This is a genomic window from Vibrio sp. 10N.222.51.C5 (assembly GCF_041474575.1).
Lineage (GTDB): Bacteria > Pseudomonadota > Gammaproteobacteria > Enterobacterales > Vibrionaceae > Vibrio > Vibrio crassostreae_C.
In genome coordinates, this window is sequence record NZ_JBFRUJ010000019.1 from 56,695 (window position 1) to 73,886 (window position 17,192).

The following is a 17,192-nucleotide window of genomic DNA, read 5'->3' on the forward strand; positions in this document are numbered from 1 at the left end:
GCATGCGCTTATAGAACGTTAGTGTTTACCAGAAGATCCAAGCGAACAGAGTCAGAACTAGGATACAAACTAGGTTCAACACCATACCGATTCGCATCATCTCTTTCTGCTTGATGTGACCCGAGCCAAACACGATTGCGTTAGGAGGTGTCGCTACTGGTAGCATGAAGGCACAAGATGCAGCGACAGCGATCAGAGCAGACAAGATAACTGGCGACATACCAAGTGCTTCAGCGATGGTTGCGAATACTGGCACCAGAAGTGCTGCACTCGCTGTGTTACTCGCAAATTCCGTTAGGAATACCACGAACGCTACCACGGCTAGAATCGTAAGCAGTACGCCAGCTGTTTCTAAAAATCCGCTTAGTGAGTGTGCTAGGAATACGCTGGTTCCTGTCGCTTTCAGAATGTTACTTAAACAGATACCGCCACCGAACAGGATAAGAACACCCCAGTCCGTTGTCTTCTCAACATCTTTCCATTCCACCGCTCTAGAAGCGCCAAGCAGTACAATTGCGCCAATCGCTACCAAGCTATCAAATTTAGAGAATCCGCCAATCATTGCGTTGATTGGTTTACCGAATATCCAAAGCGTTACGGTTAGAAGGAAGATAGACAGTGTGATTTTCTTGCTGTTTGTCCATTCAACTGGGGCATGGTCTAGCTCGAATTTGTGGTCAAGCTTCGGCTTAGTCATCACGTAAAGAATAATCATCGCGATTGGCAGTAAGATCATTGAGATTGGTAGGCCAAGTGCCATCCACTCTGTGAAGCTCAAGCCAACTTCTGCCGCCGCAATTGCGTTTGGTGGGCTACCAACCAAGGTTGCGATACCACCGATTGAAGCACAGTAAGCAATACCCAGTAGTACGAACACGTAGGTGTTGCGGTCTTCACTTTGGTCAACCTTGTTCATGATGCCAAGAACAAGAGGAAGCATCATTGCTGTGGTGGCTGTGTTTGAGATCCACATTGATAGACCTGCACTCACACCGAACAACATGAACACAGCGACCGACATTCTGCCTTTTGCTATCAGCAGCACTTTGTCAGCTATCGCTTTATCTAGCTCTTGCTTGTTCAGTGCAGCTGCTAATGCGAAGCCACCCATGAATAAGAAGATGATCGGGTTTGAAAAGTTAGCCAGCGCTGCGGGCGTATTGAACACACCAAACAAGACAGCCAAGAGTGGAACGAGCAGAGCGGTGATGCTGACATGAATAGCTTCGGTTAACCATAGAACCGCAACGAACACGAGAATACTCAAACCAGTATTGACTTGTGATTCGAAAGGAAGGGTGTTGAGTAAGAGTGCGAATAGCGTGAAATTACCAATTAATATCATGCTGTTGCGGGTGAACAACCAGTGTTTCAGTGTAGTAACAAGTGCCGTCATAAGACGCTCCTTTTGTTATCCTCGTTTTATTGGTGCACGACTTCATTGAGTCGTGCTTATTATTTTCGAGGTATATAGCTTGATGTAGGGTCAGACTTTGTTGGGAGAATGTTACTTAAGTTAATAAAGGCGTGTTGGTGTGTTTTTGTGTAACAGTGGGGAAATGTGAGGCAACAAATTCAAAATGTGTAGTTTTCTACACATCTGTCTCTGCTGGGTCTGCAATAGGGTTTGTTGTAGGATCTACAACAGGGTTTACAGAGGGGTCAGTCATAGGGTTTGGAATCGGAAATGATTCCGGTTTTGGACTCGATTGAATGGGCTCTTTAGGTCCAAGGAACTTTGGCGTTGTCCCCATAATATACAAATCTAAGAAGGCTTTGGTACGCGCAAAAACTTCACGCAAACGGATAGAGGTGCCTGAATGATGAGTAGGGCCTGAAACCGCTAAACATTGTGCATGAATATCGTAAGAATTAGCGATAAATAGTGCTCTTTCACAGTGGAATTTCTGAGTAATGATCAGGAAGTTGTCGGTGTCGAAGATCTTTTTAGCGCGAACAATCGAGTCTAAGGTTCTAAAGCCTGCGTAATCGAGGTTAATGCGTTCATCGGGTACACCCGCTTTCAGCAAGTCGCGTTTCATCGTCCACGGCTCATTGTAAGAGCGATGAGCGTTATCACCACTTAACAGAAACTGGTCGACTTTTTCACGGTCGAACAGCTCAATCGCGGCTTCGATTCGGTGCTTATAATAGTCGTTGAGTGTTCGACCCAAATATTTGCTCGTGCCAAGCACAACGGCGACCTCAAGCTCGGGCACTTCATCTATATCGTAGATGATGCGATCTTCCGCTTGCCATGAAACCCAATAATCGATCGCAATAACCGCAGCGCTGCCTACTAAGAACACGAGGAAAGCGCCAAACAGAAAACCTTGCAGTTTTTTGTAAGCTTTTTTTATGTAGCTACGGATAATGTGAGAATCAAATTTCACTCTCGGTATGGTCCTTTCACTGAGCATTAATTTTTGAGTGCTCGATAATACCAAATAAAAATGAGAAAAATCAGTTAAAAAGACAAGACAGTTTAAAGAAAAAAGCCCCTGCAATTGCAGAGGCTCATATAAGAGTCGTTAACGCTCTTTATTCCAAGCGCAGTACGCTTTATTAGAATGCCGTGCGCTTGTAGCGACGGTAAACTGGCTGCCAGAAGTGCTGGTCAATCGCTTGTTGCAGTGCTTCTTCAGTGATCTCTAGAGCAACGCCCTGTTCAATCGCCTTTTTACCTACCGCAAGAGCAATTTTCTTAGATACCGTGTGGATCTCTTCCAATGGTGGAAGTAGAGCACCTGTGCCATTGATTGCTAGTGGAGAACACGTAGCAAGTGCACGGCTTGATTCCATTAGCATTTCGTCAGTGATGCGTGAAGCATTCACAGCCAATACACCAAGGCCAATACCTGGGAAGATGTAGCTGTTGTTACACTGAGCGATTGGGTAAGTTGTGCCGTTGTGAACGACTGGCTCAAATGGGCTACCTGTCGCAACAAGTGCTTGGCCATCAGTCCAACGAATAATGTCGTTTGGCGTCGCTTCAACACGGCTTGTTGGGTTCGACAGTGGGAACACGATAGGGCGTTCACTGTGTAGGTTCATCTCTTTGATGACTTCTTTGCTGAATAGACCTGGAGCACCAGACACACCAACCAATACGGTTGGTTTCGCGTGGCGAACTACGTCTAGTAGAGAGAAACCAGTGCCATCGCTTTCCCAGTCTTTGGTGTTTTCGTTGGTTTGAACCAGACGCTGTTGGAAATCAAGCAGGTTTTGCATGCCTTCTTGTAGCAGACCCCAACGGTCAACCATGTAAACTTGAGAGCGAGCTTGTGCATCGCTGATACCTTCAGACACCATTTGGGCAATGATAGCTTCAGCAATACCACAACCTGCAGAACCCGCACCTAAGAAGGTGATGCGTTGATCTGAAAGTTTGCTGTTTGCTGCTTTACATGCTGCAAGTAGAGAACCAACCGTTACGGCTGCTGTGCCTTGGATATCATCGTTGAAACAACAGATGCGATCTTTGTAGCGCTCAAGCAGTGGCATTGCGTTCTTTTGTGCGAAATCTTCGAACTGAACTAATGCATCAGGCCAACGGCGTTGAACCGCTTGGATGAACTCTTCAACGAATGCATCGTAGTCAGCACCCGTAATACGAGGATGACGCCAGCCCATGTACATTGGGTCAGCAAGACGTTGAGGGTTGTTAGTACCCACATCGAGCACGATTGGTAGCATGTAAGCTGGGCTGATACCGCCACAAGCTGTATAAAGTGCTAGCTTACCAATTGGAATACCCATACCACCGATGCCTTGGTCTCCCAAACCAAGAATACGCTCACCATCCGTAACCACGATAACTTTAACGTTGTGGTTTGTCGCATTATTCAGTAGGTCATCGATACGATCGCGGTTCGGGTATGAGATAAACAGACCACGGCCACGACGGTAAATATTTGAGAAGTTCTCACATGCTGCGCCAACTGTTGGTGTATAAATGATAGGCATCATTTCAGAGATGTGGTTTTGAACTAAACGATAAAAAAGCGTTTCATTAGTGTCTTGGATGTTACGAAGGTAGATATGCTTATCCATATCACTTTCGAAGTTACAATATTGTTTGTATGCACGTCCTACTTGCTCTTGGATTGTTTCGGTTGTTTCCGGTAACAAACCTTCAAGGTTGAAAGAACTGCGCTCTTCAGCAGAGAATGCGCTGCCTTTGTTTAGAAGAGGTGTACTTAGTAGAGCAGGACCAGCATAAGGGATATATAGAGGGCGTTTATCGTTGTTCATTGGATGCCTAATATGGGAGAAAGGGTAACTAAAAAATGATAACGGTTTAGTTATTCAATTGTAAATAGTTTCTCCGCGATCTGAGCAAACAAAATGATATTCTTACCTCTGTCCCACACTTATCGAATTTCAACACGATAATTCGTTATACTTTGCTCACACTTTTTCGCTACTCGCCATTTTATGTCATTACTTCCCATCGATGCTTATCAAAACGTATTCCACGAACAAATCGCTAATTCTCACCTTGTCGTAGAGGCGGAAACCGGATCAGGTAAATCAACGCGCCTGCCACTTTGGGCCTCTCAACATGGACGAGTGTTAGTGGTGGAGCCAAGACGCATCGCGTGTACGTCACTGGCTAAATATCTCGCGCAGCGATCAGGCGAGAAGTTGGGTAGCAAAGTGGGCTATGCGATTAAGCTTGAGTCGGAATACAACGAGCAAACTAACGTTGTTTTTGTGACGCCCGGTATCGCGCTGCGTTGGTTATCAGAAGATGGATTAGCTAGTTTTGATGTGATCGTGGTGGATGAGTTTCACGAGAGGCGCTGGGACATTGATCTGCTGGTGGCGATTCTGAAACAAAAAGCGAGTCATCGTTTGGTGATCACTTCAGCAACCATTGAGGGTGAACGCCTTGCTCATTATTTGGATGCGAATCGCATAAGCTGTGAAGGGCGAACCTATCAAGTTGAGATTGAGCACAGAGCGAATGAATCCAGAACACTGCCTGATAGTCGACATCTAGGGCAGCGCATCGTGGAAGAAGTTAATCATCAGTTGATCGCTTCTTCTGGCGATATGTTGGTTTTTCTACCGGGTAAAAAAGAGATCGTGCAATGCGAACAAGCCTTAGCGAAAAATCCAGATATCCAAGTTGTTAAATTGCATGCGTCGGTCAGTGATAAAGAGCGAGATTCAGCGTTATCGGGTCGTAATATCAATACTGAAGGTAATGGTTTGAGAAAGGTCATCCTTGCGACCAACGTTGCAGAAACCTCATTAACCATTCCTGACATTGGCGTGGTGATAGATTCAGGATTAGAGAGACGCACCGTTCAGCGTAATGGCAGAACCACACTGATGCTTAAATCCATATCACGAGCGAGTGCCAAACAGCGAGCTGGCCGCGCGGGTAGGGTAATGGATGGCGTTTGCGTGCGTCTATATGGTGAACATGCGGCGTTAGAGTTAGTCACACCGCCTGAATTGCAGCGTGAAGAGCTGACTGAACCTATGTTGGCCGCAGCATGTTGTGGATCTCCGCTTGAGAGCTTGTCCTTCCTTGACCCTATTCCAGAGAAATCACTCAACAGTGCAACTCAAACCTTGCTGACGATGGAAGCGATTAACGCCGACCATCAAGTTACCGAGCATGGTAAAAAGCTGTATCCGTTGCCGATTGATGCTTTGTATGCCGATATCGTTACTCGAATCAAAACCAAAGCATTAAAAGAGGCGATGGTTGATCTCACTGCGGCGCTGTCCGTTCCTGCTCGCTTGTATCAGTTACCAAACAATGCAGAACATCTTGAAGCGCTCGCGCAACAAGAGAAGGAAGGGTGTGATTTAAGCCTGTTGATTCAGATTGTGCGCGGTCGAGAATATCCGCATTTAGACATCGACCAACAGGCTCTGAATGAAGCTCAAGGATTGGCGAAGCAAATGCGGGAGGTATTTGAACTTCCTCAGCTAGAAGTCGCGTCACGTTTCCAACGCATTGAATTGCTCAAGACCATTGTGAATCTGCATCCTGAACTGGTGTTTGTGCGCCGACTGAAAAGGAAAGAAGCCTTTGCCAATGGTGTTTTAGAAGTGGTGCTCGGTCGTCAGAACCGTTTCCCTGATAATGCACAAGCGATGTTGGTGTTGGATACTCACAGCTTGCCGGGAAGAGGCGTTAAGCAAACACTGACCTTAGCGACGGTCACGACACCCATTCCTCTTGAGCTTCTCATTGATGCTGAACTAGGAGAGTGGGAGCAAGGCGAAACCGTTGTGAATGATGATGGTGTTTTTACCGAGATGGCATTGGTGTACGCAGGCCGCACGATTACAACCAAACTCGTCGCCGCTGAAGGGCAACTATCGTTAAAACCTATCGTCGACCTTGTGTTAAATGGAGAGCAGCTTCCCGGTTTTGCAAAGGCTCGCACTCAAGAAATCAAACACTGGCAGTTGTATGTGAAACTTGGTCTCGATGAACAAACTAAATACACACCAGAAATTGAGAACATTAACTTTGAGCTATGGTTTATAGAGCAGCTTGAAGTACTAGGTGTTACTGATGTCAGCGAATTGGAAATGTTCGATCATGCAGACATACCGTTCGATGGCATTCCAACTTGGCTCTACTCAGAATTTTCGGAAAAATACCCGTTTGCATTGAGCCTTGCCGACTTGCAACTCGATGTTGAATACTTGCCCGCAAGAAAGCTGATTTACGTCCATTATCAGTCGGGTAGCCGAAAGTTATCGCCAAAACGTTGGGAGCTACCGACATGGTCTGGTTGGCGTATTCAGTTCAAAAAAGCGAGTCGAATAATTGATATCAAATAGATGGATAAGTTTTATCTCTAAAATATTAATCAAATAGATGCATATATGATTTTTCAGTGCTTATTTTGTTACAAGTTTGATTTTTATATGCCTTTTTAACCAATCAAAAGGTCATAAAAGACTATTCTTCTATATCCTATTGCTATAAAGAAAGAGTTGATAGATATTGAGTATATTGTGTTGCCAAAGTGTCGGGGGACATCATGGATAAACAGGAAGAGACGCGTGTAGAGTTCGATTACACAACATTTCTTGGCGCCTCATGCAGTAAAAAATGGACTTTTCTGGAAGCACTCACCACAATTGCGCCAGTGTTCAGTACCGTCTGGCGAGATAGCATTAAAGAGTTGGGCACCCCAGAGGATCGTTTATGGCAGATGGCATTGAAATCAATGTCGACGCGTAAAAGTGATGAGTCGAACATTGTTACCTTACTCAAGCTCGCTAAGCTGGAAGGGATCAATGAGCTCAAAGTGGTGATGCCATATTCACTTGAAGAAGAGCAGATCGAGTATATTGAATCGCGCAGTCATTTAGTGATTGCGGGTAATTCTGGAGAAGAGTTCACGATTAAGCTGTAACTTCAGCTCGCCTATAATCTCTCTCGAGGAATAGTAAAAACGTACACGTAAAAAGGGCCTCAAATATTGAGGCCCTTTTAGTATCTAAAACTTGAGTCTACGAGCTTATTAGCTTTCGAGCTTTTTATTTTGAGATTAAGCGATTAAGCGATTAAGCAATTAGCAATTAAGCGACTAGTCGATTAGACCATAGTCAGCGCGCAGTACATCGATGATCTCTTGCTTAGGATTTTCGCTCAGTACGATCTCCGCACCTGTGATTTTCGCTGCGATATCAAGGTAAGTGCGAGACAGAGACATTAGAGAATCCAGTGGAAGTTCATTGTCACGAGCCAATGCTTCACGTTCTGGCATACGCTCTTTATTCAAAAGAATGTCGGCATCAGGGAAGTAGTTAAGCAAGAACTGACGGAAGCCTTCTTTTGAATTCTCAACGATGTTGCCGTTGTTATATTCCTGAGTATCCCAAATGCGAGATGAATCTGGAGTACCGACTTCGTCCATGTAGATAAGCTTTTCTTTGCCTTGAGCATCGTTGACGTAGCCAAACTCAAATTTGGTATCAACAAAGGTTTGGTCTACTTTTGCTAGCGCTTGGCTGATTACGTTGAAGCCTTCTTTAAGAAGTTTTTCGTAATGCGCGATGTCGCTTGCTTGAGTAAAGTTGAATGCTGCGAAGTTATCTTCGATGTTGTTGCGTGTGATGTTCACATCGTCAGCTTCTGGAACGCCAGGAATACCTTTCAGAATCCCTTTTGTTGAAGGCGTGATCAGTAGCTCAGGCAACTTCTTGTCTTTCTCAAGGCCTTCAGGCATCTCGATACCACAGAATTCACGTTCGCCGTTTGCGTATGCACGCCACATTGAACCAGTGATGTATTGACGACAAATCGCTTCGATCATAACTGGGCGAGCTTTTTGTACAATCCATACGAACGGGTGAGGGATATCAAGAATATGACTGTCAGCAAGTCCGTTGTCTTTAAACAATTTGAACCAGTGGTTAGAGATAGCATTCAGAGCCGCTCCCTTACCTGGAACACCTTTAAGATTCCCTTCACCACGCCAGATACAATCAAATGCAGAGATACGGTCACTGATCACCATGATTGCTAAAGGCGCATCTGGTGCTACATCGTAGCCTTTCTCTTTAATTAGTCGTTGGCTATCTTCTTCAGTTAACCAGTAGACCGAACGAACCTTGCCACTGTGGACAGGTTTATCAGTACGGATTGGTAGGTCATCATTTACGGCAAGAACTTGATCAGCAAGGCTCATTTAGACATTCCTATCTTTTATCAAACGTCATACAGAGAAGTGCGGTGTGCACATGATTAGACGGGCATTATACCCAATCTACTATTTGCTTCCAGAGAAAAAGCAAACGTTTGCTAAATCTGTTGTTTAAATAAAAACCCCCGCCTAACAATCCGCTAAAAAATGGGCGAATTGTAGGGCAGGGGAAGGCAGTATGTTTGGACTGTGTTTTGGCGAATTGTTTCTTAAGTTAAATTAAGTTTGTTAGCTAAAAGATTAAGCTATGTTTGTGGACCATGTTTTTGAGCCAACATGTTATTAAGCCAACATGTTATTAAGCAAGGTGGCTTAGTGAATACGCTCTGAATTTGCATCCATAAAGAAGACTTCACATTGAAAGCGTAACCCTAATGTTCTTAGGTACTGTTGGCTGAACTGATCAATCGATGCACTTGCAACAATCGCGCTCGCATTCTTAGAGCGGATTGCTTTCTCGACAGTCTCTACCTCAGTCATTTGATGAGAGGCTTTCATATGAATAACGCGGTCGCAGCAAACATTATGTTGCTTAAGCTGCTTAGCCGATGGTCTTGGTGTTTGAGCCGTAAACAGTAACCACTGATGTTGATTGGACAGCAACGCCATTCTTGCAAACAACGCTTCCTCGTTTGAATTTTTGCTTTTACGAGAAATTGATGTAAATGCGCAGTGAACTAGCGGGCTAGAGTGTTGTGCTTTAACGTGTGCTTGAATCATTTTGCTGTCCTTATATACATGCTGTATGTGTATACAGTAGTTTTAGTTGCTTATAAGATCAAGCGTTTTTTGCGGGATTATTGGACGATTTCGTCTGAGGTTATGGATGGTAAATGATTAAATCATTGAAAGTATTCGATAAATTAAATTTGAATGAATCTGCTGTTTTGTATCATAAGTTGAATAAATGTGAGCTTTATACAGGTGTATACACTGGTTTTTGCAGAAAAGTACTGTATATACCTGTATAGAAGAGAGAACAAAGAACAAAGAAGAAAGAAGAAAGAAGAAAGAAGATCTAAAACCACAGGCACAAAAAAAGCGCCTTAGGCGCTTTCTTATATTTCACGGTGTTGCTTATCTCAATGTCGCTTGGGAGAGTTTTGCTCTCATTTCCATTTCACCAATATTGAACTGGCGAACATCAATGGTTGCAATATCATTGCACTCGTTACATGCATGATGACACTTACCATCTAGGTAGTCGTGCTTTTTAACTAGGCTTGGCTTTTTGCACCAATCACAAACGCCTTCTATTGTGAACATATTCTCTCCTCACCTGTTTAAGTCAGGTGTATTTTCGGCGCAAATTATGACACAAGTAAGACCCATTAGTTAATAGTTTGTTACCCGTTTTTGAGAGGGGGATCGATTGCAACACCAATAAAATCGATATCTTTGAGATCTAGGAAAATGAAGATGTGTGTTTGTTTACGGTTTTGTAACATTTTGTAAAATGGTTTTTAGCGCATTGTTCAAACGCTTCATTTCTTCGTCACATCCGTGACCATCTGGATGGTAGATCTTTGATAGCTGTTTGTATCGGATCTTGATGCTTTTCTGGTCGGGGATTGAGCTAGGTGTGTAGCCAAATAGCGCGCAGGCCACCTGCAAATTACTCAGACCTTTGCTGTTTTTCTGCTTCTTCAATTCGTGGAACATAGTGTTCAGCTGGCGTTTTTGCTGCTTAATCGTAAGGTCCTTCGAGCTAAGCTGCGCTTCAAGTGATTGTTGTTGCTGTCGCGAATCACCCGACTTTAGAGCTTGTCTTTTTCTTGAGATAACGAGCGTCGCAATAATGCTGATGATTGAAATCAACACGGCCAACGCAGCACCAATCATATAGTCAGAGCTAGTTAGGTTAGAACTGGAGAGGTTAGAGCGTGATGCTTGGTTAGATTGAACGTGCTTAGATACCCCCTGACTGGTGTCTATTTCAGAGTCGATGCTGTCATCGAGCTGTTCTATTGAAGAGATCTGTTTTGCACGTTGCTGGTTGAATTGTGCTTCCAAAATGCGGTTGTAGCCCTCTTCTGCTTGTGGATTATCTTTTAAGGCTGCTTCATACCATAGCTGCGCTTTATCTAATGGTTGAAGGAGGTCTTGTTCTAGCGAGGATTCGTAGAGTTTTGCTACCTCGATAGGTGCGCGCTGGTTACCTTGCAACGCCGCTTTAATAAACCATTCCAAAGCAAGCTTGTTACTTTGTTCAACACCTGTACCTGCCAAGTACCATTCACCCAGTCTAAATTGCGCGTTTGGGTTGCCGTTTTCTGCTGACTGCGTGTACCAATACAATGCATCACTGGTGCTAACAGGAACGTCGACACCCGATTCATAAGCTTGAGCCAATTGGTATTGAGAAACTGGATCTTGAGGTTGTGATTCTAGTGAAAATTCATCACTGCTTGCTGCGTGCACGAAATGTGTGGTGGACAGTTGAATCGTGGAAAAGATGAGGGCTAGAAATAGTGTTCTAAGAAATGATGATGACAGAATGTTGGATAGGATCAGCAAAAGATAAGTCTCGTAAAAAAGCCCAGAATCGATATGTCAGTATGAATACGCTTTATGGTCGTTGATTATTATTATCACGTTAAATGAGTAACATAACTGATAAACAACTATATAGAGGTTAATTCAATAGATAAAGATGGACTGGGCTTTAATCGTGCTACTTAAGCGGCAAGATTTGAATTTCTACGCGACGGTTACAAGCACGACCTTGAGAGGTGTTATTGTCACATAGAGGGTAGCGCTCACCGTTACCACGAGCAATAGCACGACCTGCAGCAACGTCTTGAGAGATCAAGAATGCACGAACAGATTCAGCTCGACGCTCAGAAAGGATTTGGTTCGTCGATTCGCTGTCAGTGTGACCTTCAATCACTAGGCTAGTGTCTGGGTATTCAACTAGGATGCGAGCAACGCCGCGAAGGGTATTGTGAATGCTTGATTCCAAAGCGTAAGAGCCAGAATCAAAACCGATGCCGTTTTCTAGGCGAAGTAGAAGTTGGTTCTCACCGACACGTTCAACTTGAACGCCTGAATTCATTAGCTCTTCACGAAGGGCAGCTTCTTGTCGGTCAAAGTAGTAACCAATACCACCAACAGCGGCGCCACCGGCAGCACCAATAAGTGCACGTTTACCACGGTCTTTAGAGTCACCAGTTGCAGCACCAGCAACGGCACCAGCGAGTGCACGAATTAGAGCGCCTTGAGTTGCAGAGTTAGCCTCAGATTCGCCAGTTGTCGCGTTTTGGCGTTGAGTTGCCTGACAACCCGTTAAAGCGATAGTAAGCGCTAGGGCTAGTGTGATTTTTTTAACGTATTTCTCCATCATGTACTTCTGTCAAACGAATGAATCCGAGTGACAAACATAGTCCTGTAAATCTTATTGATGGTTTTTATCAATACGTCGAAGCAATGTAAAGTGGCTCTATGATTTAGTTATCTTTTTAGCTGCCTGGGTACCGCCAACTGGTCGATTAACAGACAATTTACGACCTTTCTTCAAACCAACTTCATAATCGGCGGTGAGGTTTTTCATCGCTTCTCTCAGTTGCTGCTTGAACGTTTCACGGTCGATATTTTTGAATTCTTTATCAATGTAGTTATTGATCTTGTTGTTTGATTCGTCGTCGGGAGTAATGGTTGGTAGCTTTTCAAGCGCACCTTCAACCCAGCCTGAAACAAACGAGTTCACGCGGCGTGTCACTTCTAAGGACCCTGTGCCAGAGCCAGCAAAGCTATTTCTGAATTGGCCGGTGTGTTCATTCAGTTCACGATAAATGATATCGAAAGCGAACGCTGCGAAGATCGCGCGGTCGGCTTCACCAATGAACTCAACACGCTTGAGGCCTTTATGATTCAGCAATACGGCTTCTACGCCAAATTTGGTGTTGATACCGCGAATAACACGCAGCAGTGTAGAACTGATATTTGCAGGTAACAGGTGACTGGACTGAGTTTTCCCCATCTTGATAAATTCAATATCGTCTTTTTCGAGACCATATTTCAGCATCAAGTTATGCGCCATTTTTATCGCATTGGCAGCTTCATTGACGTTCGCAGAATTTCCAAGCTCAAGACACTTGGCAATTTTCTTTAGGGCTTTTTTCTTATCCATCGACAATTTAATCAGTACCGCAAATTTTTAAAAGTCCAACATTTTACATGTTTTCGCGGGTAACAGAAAGGCAAAACTGGTTTGATGAACAAGGAAGGCGGTGAACATTGAACTGCATGAGCCCAGTTGGCGGTAAAAACAAAAACGCCATCAAGCGTATTGATGGCGTTAGTGACACGTTTTTTCAATATGTCTAGAGCATTCGTAAACTAGATACCCAGTTCATCGAGTAGATCTGCCGCAGAATCATTGCCAGAGCTTTGAGCTGGCTTGTTCGCTTCTTGCATTTTTTTCTGAGTCGCCTCAAGAATGCTATCTGGACATTCGTCTTCTGCGATTTCAAATTCTTCTAATTGAATGAACTCAGTCTTATCCATCGCAAGCTCAAGGTAGAAGATGTTGTTATTAGCGGTAGAGAAGGTCACACGACGAGCTTGTGGACGGTCGAGATTGGTATCAACAGAAAGGTTAACTTGCTTGTTCAGAGCCAGCATTTTCGGTTGGTTTTGTGTGATGTTGGTTTGCAGCTCTTTGCGGATTTTATTGGTGAAATCGCCAACTAATTGGTTCATCAACTCACCCAATACATCACCCACTTCGTCTGAAGTATGAAGCACAGCAAGCTCGTTTTCAGGCATGCCCATATTGCGCATGTAATTGGTGTAGATCTCTAGCGCTGCTTTGGACGTAAAATTAATAACAACGAGACCAGAAAAGCCGCCGTCAAACAGAACGAAGCAACCAAAATCTGGCTTTAGGCTTGTCTTGTTGATCTTTTGAACCATGGCTGAATAGGACACCTGAGAAGCCGTCGCTGAAGTCAGTACGCTTGAGACTGATTGGCATAGTTTAAGAAGGATATCTTCAGTTGTGACTGTTTTGTTTTTTTTCATTGTGATGTGCTCGTGGAGATGTCTTAAACAAAATGTTATTCAGTATATTGTTACTGAATTAAGACGAAAGTGACTATTTCTCCATTCTTGCACTGAGATTCTGATTTGATCACCTTTTTATATGATCTTAATAGTAGTAAAGTGACGAAATTCAAAGAAAATTATTAAAAATCTCAGATAACCCAATGCTGATAGGATCAGCGAAGTAGGGGCAGGAAGCAAATGTTACCAAGACTTCAACTCAATGCTGATGTCGATCCAGTTGTCGTACGCTTTTTAGATGAACTAAAAACAGCGGGCTTTACTGGCGACATTGAATCTCAATATTCTAGCCGTTTGGCTGTGGCGACTGATAATAGTGTCTATCAGCAATTGCCGCAGGCGGTCATCCTTCCTAAAACAACGCAAGACGTTGTGCTTATCGGTAAAGTGGTTTCTAAATCCGCTTACGAACGCGTGACTTTTTCCCCTCGTGGCGGCGGTACCGGAACCAACGGACAATCTTTAACAAAAGGTGTCGTGGTTGACCTGTCGCGATACATGAATAAGGTTCTTGAGATTAACGAGAAAGAGGGCTGGGTAAGAGTTCAGTCTGGTGTCGTTAAAGATCAATTGAACGACGCTGTTCGCCCTTATGGTTACTTTTTCTCTCCAGACCTTTCTACCAGTAACCGAGCAACCTTGGGTGGCATGATCAATACCGATGCTTCGGGCCAAGGGTCATTGAAGTACGGCAAAACGTCTGACCATGTATTGTCGCTGCAAGCGGTGTTCGCAGATGGTTCATGTCTAGAATCTGATTTATCACACGGCTTACCTGTAGAGGGCGAATTCGCTCACCATGCACTTACGGTGACAGAGGCGGTTTGTCGAGACAAACGCGCTCAAATCTTAGATAAATTCCCTCCGCTGAATCGCTTCTTAACAGGCTATGACCTAAAGAATGCAATCAACGAACAAGATGACAGCTTTGACCTAACTCGCGTTCTATGTGGCGCTGAAGGTTCTTTAGCATTCATCACGGAAGCAAAGTTAAACCTAACCAAGATTCCAAAAGCGCGCACACTGGTTAACGTGAAATACAACACGTTTGATTCTGCGCTGCGTAATGCGCCGTTCATGGTGGAAGCGAAAGCACTGTCTGTTGAAACGGTAGATTCAAGAGTATTGAACCTAGCGAAGCAAGACATCGTTTGGCACACCGTGAGCGATTTGCTGACTGATGTTCCGAACAAAGAGATGCTTGGCATCAACATGGTTGAGTTTGCAGGCCAAGATGAAGCGGAAGTTGAACAGCAAGTTCAAGCGCTGACTGCACGCCTTGAAACCATGGTTGAAAGCGAAGAAGCCGGCGTGATTGGTTTTCAAGTTTGTAGCGATTTGGCGAGCATTGGCCGAATCTACAACATGCGTAAGAAAGCAGTGGGTCTGTTAGGTGCGGCGAAAGGCCGAGCTAAGCCAGTCGCTTTTGCTGAAGATACTTGTGTACCACCAGAAAACCTCGCGGATTTCATCTCTGAATTTAGAGTGTTACTCGATTCAAAAGAGTTGAATTACGGCATGTTTGGTCACGTTGACGCGGGCGTATTACACGTTCGTCCAGCATTGGATCTGTGTGACCCGATGCAAGAAGCATTGATGCATGAAGTCTCTGATGAAGTGGTTAAGCTGGTGGCGAAATACGGCGGTTTAATGTGGGGCGAGCACGGTAAAGGTTTCCGTTCTGAGTATGGCCCAGACTTCTTTGGTGAAGAGCTGTTTACCGAATTAAGACGTATTAAAGCAGCATTCGACCCGCACAACAAGATGAACCCAGGCAAGATCTGTACGCCTTTAGAAAGTGACGCTGAATTGGTGAAAGTCACCGATACCAAGCGTGGTTTCTACGACCGTCAGATCGACGTACAAGTTCGTGACAGCTTCAAGCAAGCAATGGAATGTAACGGTAACGGCTTGTGTTTCAACTACGATACTAGCTCGCCAATGTGTCCTTCAATGAAAGTTACGGCTGACCGACGTCACTCACCCAAAGGCCGCGCAGGCTTGGTAAGAGAGTGGTTGCGTCAACTGACTGAACAAGGCGTTGATATTCTCGACCTTGAGCAAGAAGCGTTGAAAGACAACACACCCGTTAAGACTATGATTGAGCGTGTTCGCAATACGATGAACAAACGCCATGAGTACGATTTCTCGCATGAAGTTCATGAGGCGATGAACGGTTGTTTGGCGTGTAAAGCGTGTGCGAGTCAATGTCCGATCAAAGTCGATGTACCAAGTTTCCGTTCTCGATTCTTGAACATCTACTACTCGCGTTACCAGCGCCCTGCAAAAGATTATCTAGTTGCCAACATTGAAACCATGCTGCCGCTGATGGCGAAAGCGCCAAAAGTAGTCAACGCTGCATTGGGTCAAAAGTGGATCCAAACGGCAACAGCTAAAACGGTCGGTTATGTTGATGCACCATTGATGTCGGTGCCTACGCTCAAAAATCGTCTAGCGAGTAAAGAGCTGCAACTCTTCGATTTACAGTATTTAGAAGGCTTGTCTTCTGAACAGAAGAAACAGCATGTGCTGATCGTTCAAGACCCGTTTACCAGCTTCTATGATGCCGAGGTGATTGAAGACTTTGTCACTCTGGCTCAAAAACTTGGCAAAACTCCGGTACTGCTGCCGTTCAAACCGAATGGTAAAGCGTTGCACATCAAGGGCTTCTTAAATCGTTTTGCACGTGAGGCGAAATCGACTTCGGATTTCTTGTCGATGGTGGCGGATATCGAAATTCCTTTGGTCGGTGTTGATCCTGCTCTTGTGCTTTGTTACCGCGATGAATACGTCGAGATCTTAGGTGACAAGCGCGGCGACTTTGATGTACTTACTGTGCATGAATGGTTAATGCCATCGCTAGGTGAGTTCGAAGCACGCTCAGCAAGTGAAGATATGTGGTACTTGTTTGCTCACTGTACTGAGAAAACCAAAATGCCGAACGCTGAAAAAGAGTGGGGTACTATCTTCAAACACTTTGGGGCGGCGTTAACCAGCGTTCCTGTCGGCTGTTGTGGTATGGCGGGAACTTTCGGCCACGAAGTCGATAAGCTACAAATGTCGAAAGACATATATGGTTTAAGCTGGAAGCCTCAAATGCAGGACTTACCAAAAGATCGTTGCTTGGTGACGGGCTATTCTTGCCGCAGCCAAGTGAAGCGTTTTGAAGGTGAGAAGCTTGCTCACCCATTACAGGCGCTAGCAAAAATTCTCTAATACATTTAGCCCAGCAATTGCTGGGCTTTTTTCTAAACTAACAAAGGAATGTTAATAAGGAAAAGTATGAAATTTCTAGAATTAAAAGTACCACCCGTTGCACTGTTCATTATTGTATTCGTAGCATCATACTTCTGCGCTCAACAGTTGAGCCAAGGGACACTGGCATTGCCTTATGGAATGATTGTGTTAGGAATCGGAGTCATACCAATTAAAGTAAAA

Annotated in this window: 12 protein-coding genes and 2 pseudogenes; 3 read left to right on the plus strand and 11 right to left on the minus strand. The window is 44.4% G+C overall.

The genetic code is table 11. The features are described from left to right. Window positions 1-25: 25 nt before the first annotated feature. From AB4558_RS07455 to AB4558_RS07465, 3 genes are all read right to left on the minus strand, one after another. Window positions 26-1,396 (minus strand): DASS family sodium-coupled anion symporter, encoded by a 1,371-nt coding sequence (locus tag AB4558_RS07455; RefSeq protein ID WP_017059762.1) that lies wholly within the window; start codon window positions 1,394-1,396, stop codon window positions 26-28. Window positions 1,397-1,592: 196 nt separating this feature from the next. Then, window positions 1,593-2,393: a vancomycin high temperature exclusion protein gene (locus AB4558_RS07460; protein WP_017063589.1), complete on the minus strand. Its 801-nt coding sequence runs from the start codon at window positions 2,391-2,393 to the stop codon at window positions 1,593-1,595. A 172-nt stretch (window positions 2,394-2,565) separates the two neighbouring features. Beyond that, the gene (locus AB4558_RS07465; RefSeq protein ID WP_017059764.1) at window positions 2,566-4,254 is read right to left on the minus strand and encodes an NAD-dependent malic enzyme; all 1,689 of its coding nucleotides are present in this window, start codon (window positions 4,252-4,254) and stop codon (window positions 2,566-2,568) included. A gap of 183 nt (window positions 4,255-4,437) precedes the next feature. Between AB4558_RS07465 and AB4558_RS07470 the strand changes: the two genes are divergently transcribed. Together AB4558_RS07470 and AB4558_RS07475 are read left to right on the plus strand one after the other, a co-directional pair. Continuing rightward, window positions 4,438-6,816 (plus strand): helicase-related protein, encoded by a 2,379-nt coding sequence (locus AB4558_RS07470; RefSeq protein ID WP_372073738.1) that lies wholly within the window; start codon window positions 4,438-4,440, stop codon window positions 6,814-6,816. Window positions 6,817-7,019: 203 nt separating this feature from the next. Then, complete coding sequence (locus tag AB4558_RS07475; protein WP_017059766.1) at window positions 7,020-7,397, plus strand: hypothetical protein; 378 nt, start codon at window positions 7,020-7,022, stop codon at window positions 7,395-7,397. Between the two features lie 174 nt (window positions 7,398-7,571). On the opposite strand, the gene AB4558_RS07480 is transcribed toward AB4558_RS07475, so the two are convergent. The 8 genes and pseudogenes from AB4558_RS07480 to AB4558_RS07515 form a co-directional block, all read right to left on the minus strand. After that, window positions 7,572-8,675, minus strand: a complete 1,104-nt coding sequence (locus AB4558_RS07480; protein WP_017055177.1) for a phosphoribosylaminoimidazolesuccinocarboxamide synthase — start codon at window positions 8,673-8,675, stop codon at window positions 7,572-7,574. 327 nt (window positions 8,676-9,002) lie between these two features. After that, window positions 9,003-9,410: a SulA-like leucine-rich domain-containing protein gene (locus tag AB4558_RS07485; protein WP_372073740.1), complete on the minus strand. Its 408-nt coding sequence runs from the start codon at window positions 9,408-9,410 to the stop codon at window positions 9,003-9,005. 357 nt (window positions 9,411-9,767) lie between these two features. Then, window positions 9,768-9,956: a hypothetical protein gene (locus AB4558_RS07490; RefSeq protein ID WP_017059767.1), complete on the minus strand. Its 189-nt coding sequence runs from the start codon at window positions 9,954-9,956 to the stop codon at window positions 9,768-9,770. 165 nt (window positions 9,957-10,121) lie between these two features. Beyond that, window positions 10,122-10,559 (minus strand): annotated as a pseudogene (locus AB4558_RS07495) (hypothetical protein); the annotation flags it as partial. Window positions 10,560-10,639: 80 nt separating this feature from the next. Further along, a pseudogene (locus AB4558_RS07500) lies at window positions 10,640-11,207 on the minus strand (tetratricopeptide repeat protein); the annotation flags it as partial. A gap of 157 nt (window positions 11,208-11,364) precedes the next feature. Then, entirely contained in the window at window positions 11,365-12,030 is a 666-nt protein-coding gene (locus AB4558_RS07505) for an OmpA family protein (protein ID WP_372073792.1), read from the minus strand. 99 nt (window positions 12,031-12,129) lie between these two features. After that, window positions 12,130-12,819: a DUF2786 domain-containing protein gene (locus AB4558_RS07510; protein WP_017059769.1), complete on the minus strand. Its 690-nt coding sequence runs from the start codon at window positions 12,817-12,819 to the stop codon at window positions 12,130-12,132. 209 nt (window positions 12,820-13,028) lie between these two features. After that, window positions 13,029-13,712 carry a DUF3334 family protein gene (locus tag AB4558_RS07515; protein WP_017059770.1) on the minus strand — a complete coding sequence of 228 codons (684 nt, stop codon included), beginning with the start codon at window positions 13,710-13,712 and terminating at the stop codon, window positions 13,029-13,031. Between the two features lie 222 nt (window positions 13,713-13,934). Here AB4558_RS07515 and AB4558_RS07520 point away from each other — a divergent pair, with 222 nt between their 5' ends. Further along, the gene (locus tag AB4558_RS07520) at window positions 13,935-16,970 is read left to right on the plus strand and encodes an FAD-binding and (Fe-S)-binding domain-containing protein (protein ID WP_372073742.1); all 3,036 of its coding nucleotides are present in this window, start codon (window positions 13,935-13,937) and stop codon (window positions 16,968-16,970) included. Window positions 16,971-17,192: the final 222 nt, after the last annotated feature.

What these genes read in the sequence shown, in the direction of transcription:
- AB4558_RS07455 (WP_017059762.1), bottom strand. Translation starts at nt 1,396, where the DNA reads ATGACGGCACTTGTTACTACACTGAAACACTGGTTGTTCACCCGCAAC.
- AB4558_RS07465 (WP_017059764.1), bottom strand. Translation starts at nt 4,254, where the DNA reads ATGAACAACGATAAACGCCCTCTATATATCCCTTATGCTGGTCCTGCT.
- AB4558_RS07470 (WP_372073738.1), top strand. Translation starts at nt 4,438, where the DNA reads ATGTCATTACTTCCCATCGATGCTTATCAAAACGTATTCCACGAACAA.
- AB4558_RS07475 (WP_017059766.1), top strand. Translation starts at nt 7,020, where the DNA reads ATGGATAAACAGGAAGAGACGCGTGTAGAGTTCGATTACACAACATTT.
- AB4558_RS07480 (WP_017055177.1), bottom strand. Translation starts at nt 8,675, where the DNA reads ATGAGCCTTGCTGATCAAGTTCTTGCCGTAAATGATGACCTACCAATC.
- AB4558_RS07485 (WP_372073740.1), bottom strand. Translation starts at nt 9,410, where the DNA reads ATGATTCAAGCACACGTTAAAGCACAACACTCTAGCCCGCTAGTTCAC.
- AB4558_RS07490 (WP_017059767.1), bottom strand. Translation starts at nt 9,956, where the DNA reads ATGTTCACAATAGAAGGCGTTTGTGATTGGTGCAAAAAGCCAAGCCTA.
- AB4558_RS07505 (WP_372073792.1), bottom strand. Translation starts at nt 12,030, where the DNA reads ATGGAGAAATACGTTAAAAAAATCACACTAGCCCTAGCGCTTACTATC.
- AB4558_RS07510 (WP_017059769.1), bottom strand. Translation starts at nt 12,819, where the DNA reads ATGGATAAGAAAAAAGCCCTAAAGAAAATTGCCAAGTGTCTTGAGCTT.
- AB4558_RS07515 (WP_017059770.1), bottom strand. Translation starts at nt 13,712, where the DNA reads ATGAAAAAAAACAAAACAGTCACAACTGAAGATATCCTTCTTAAACTA.
- AB4558_RS07520 (WP_372073742.1), top strand. Translation starts at nt 13,935, where the DNA reads ATGTTACCAAGACTTCAACTCAATGCTGATGTCGATCCAGTTGTCGTA.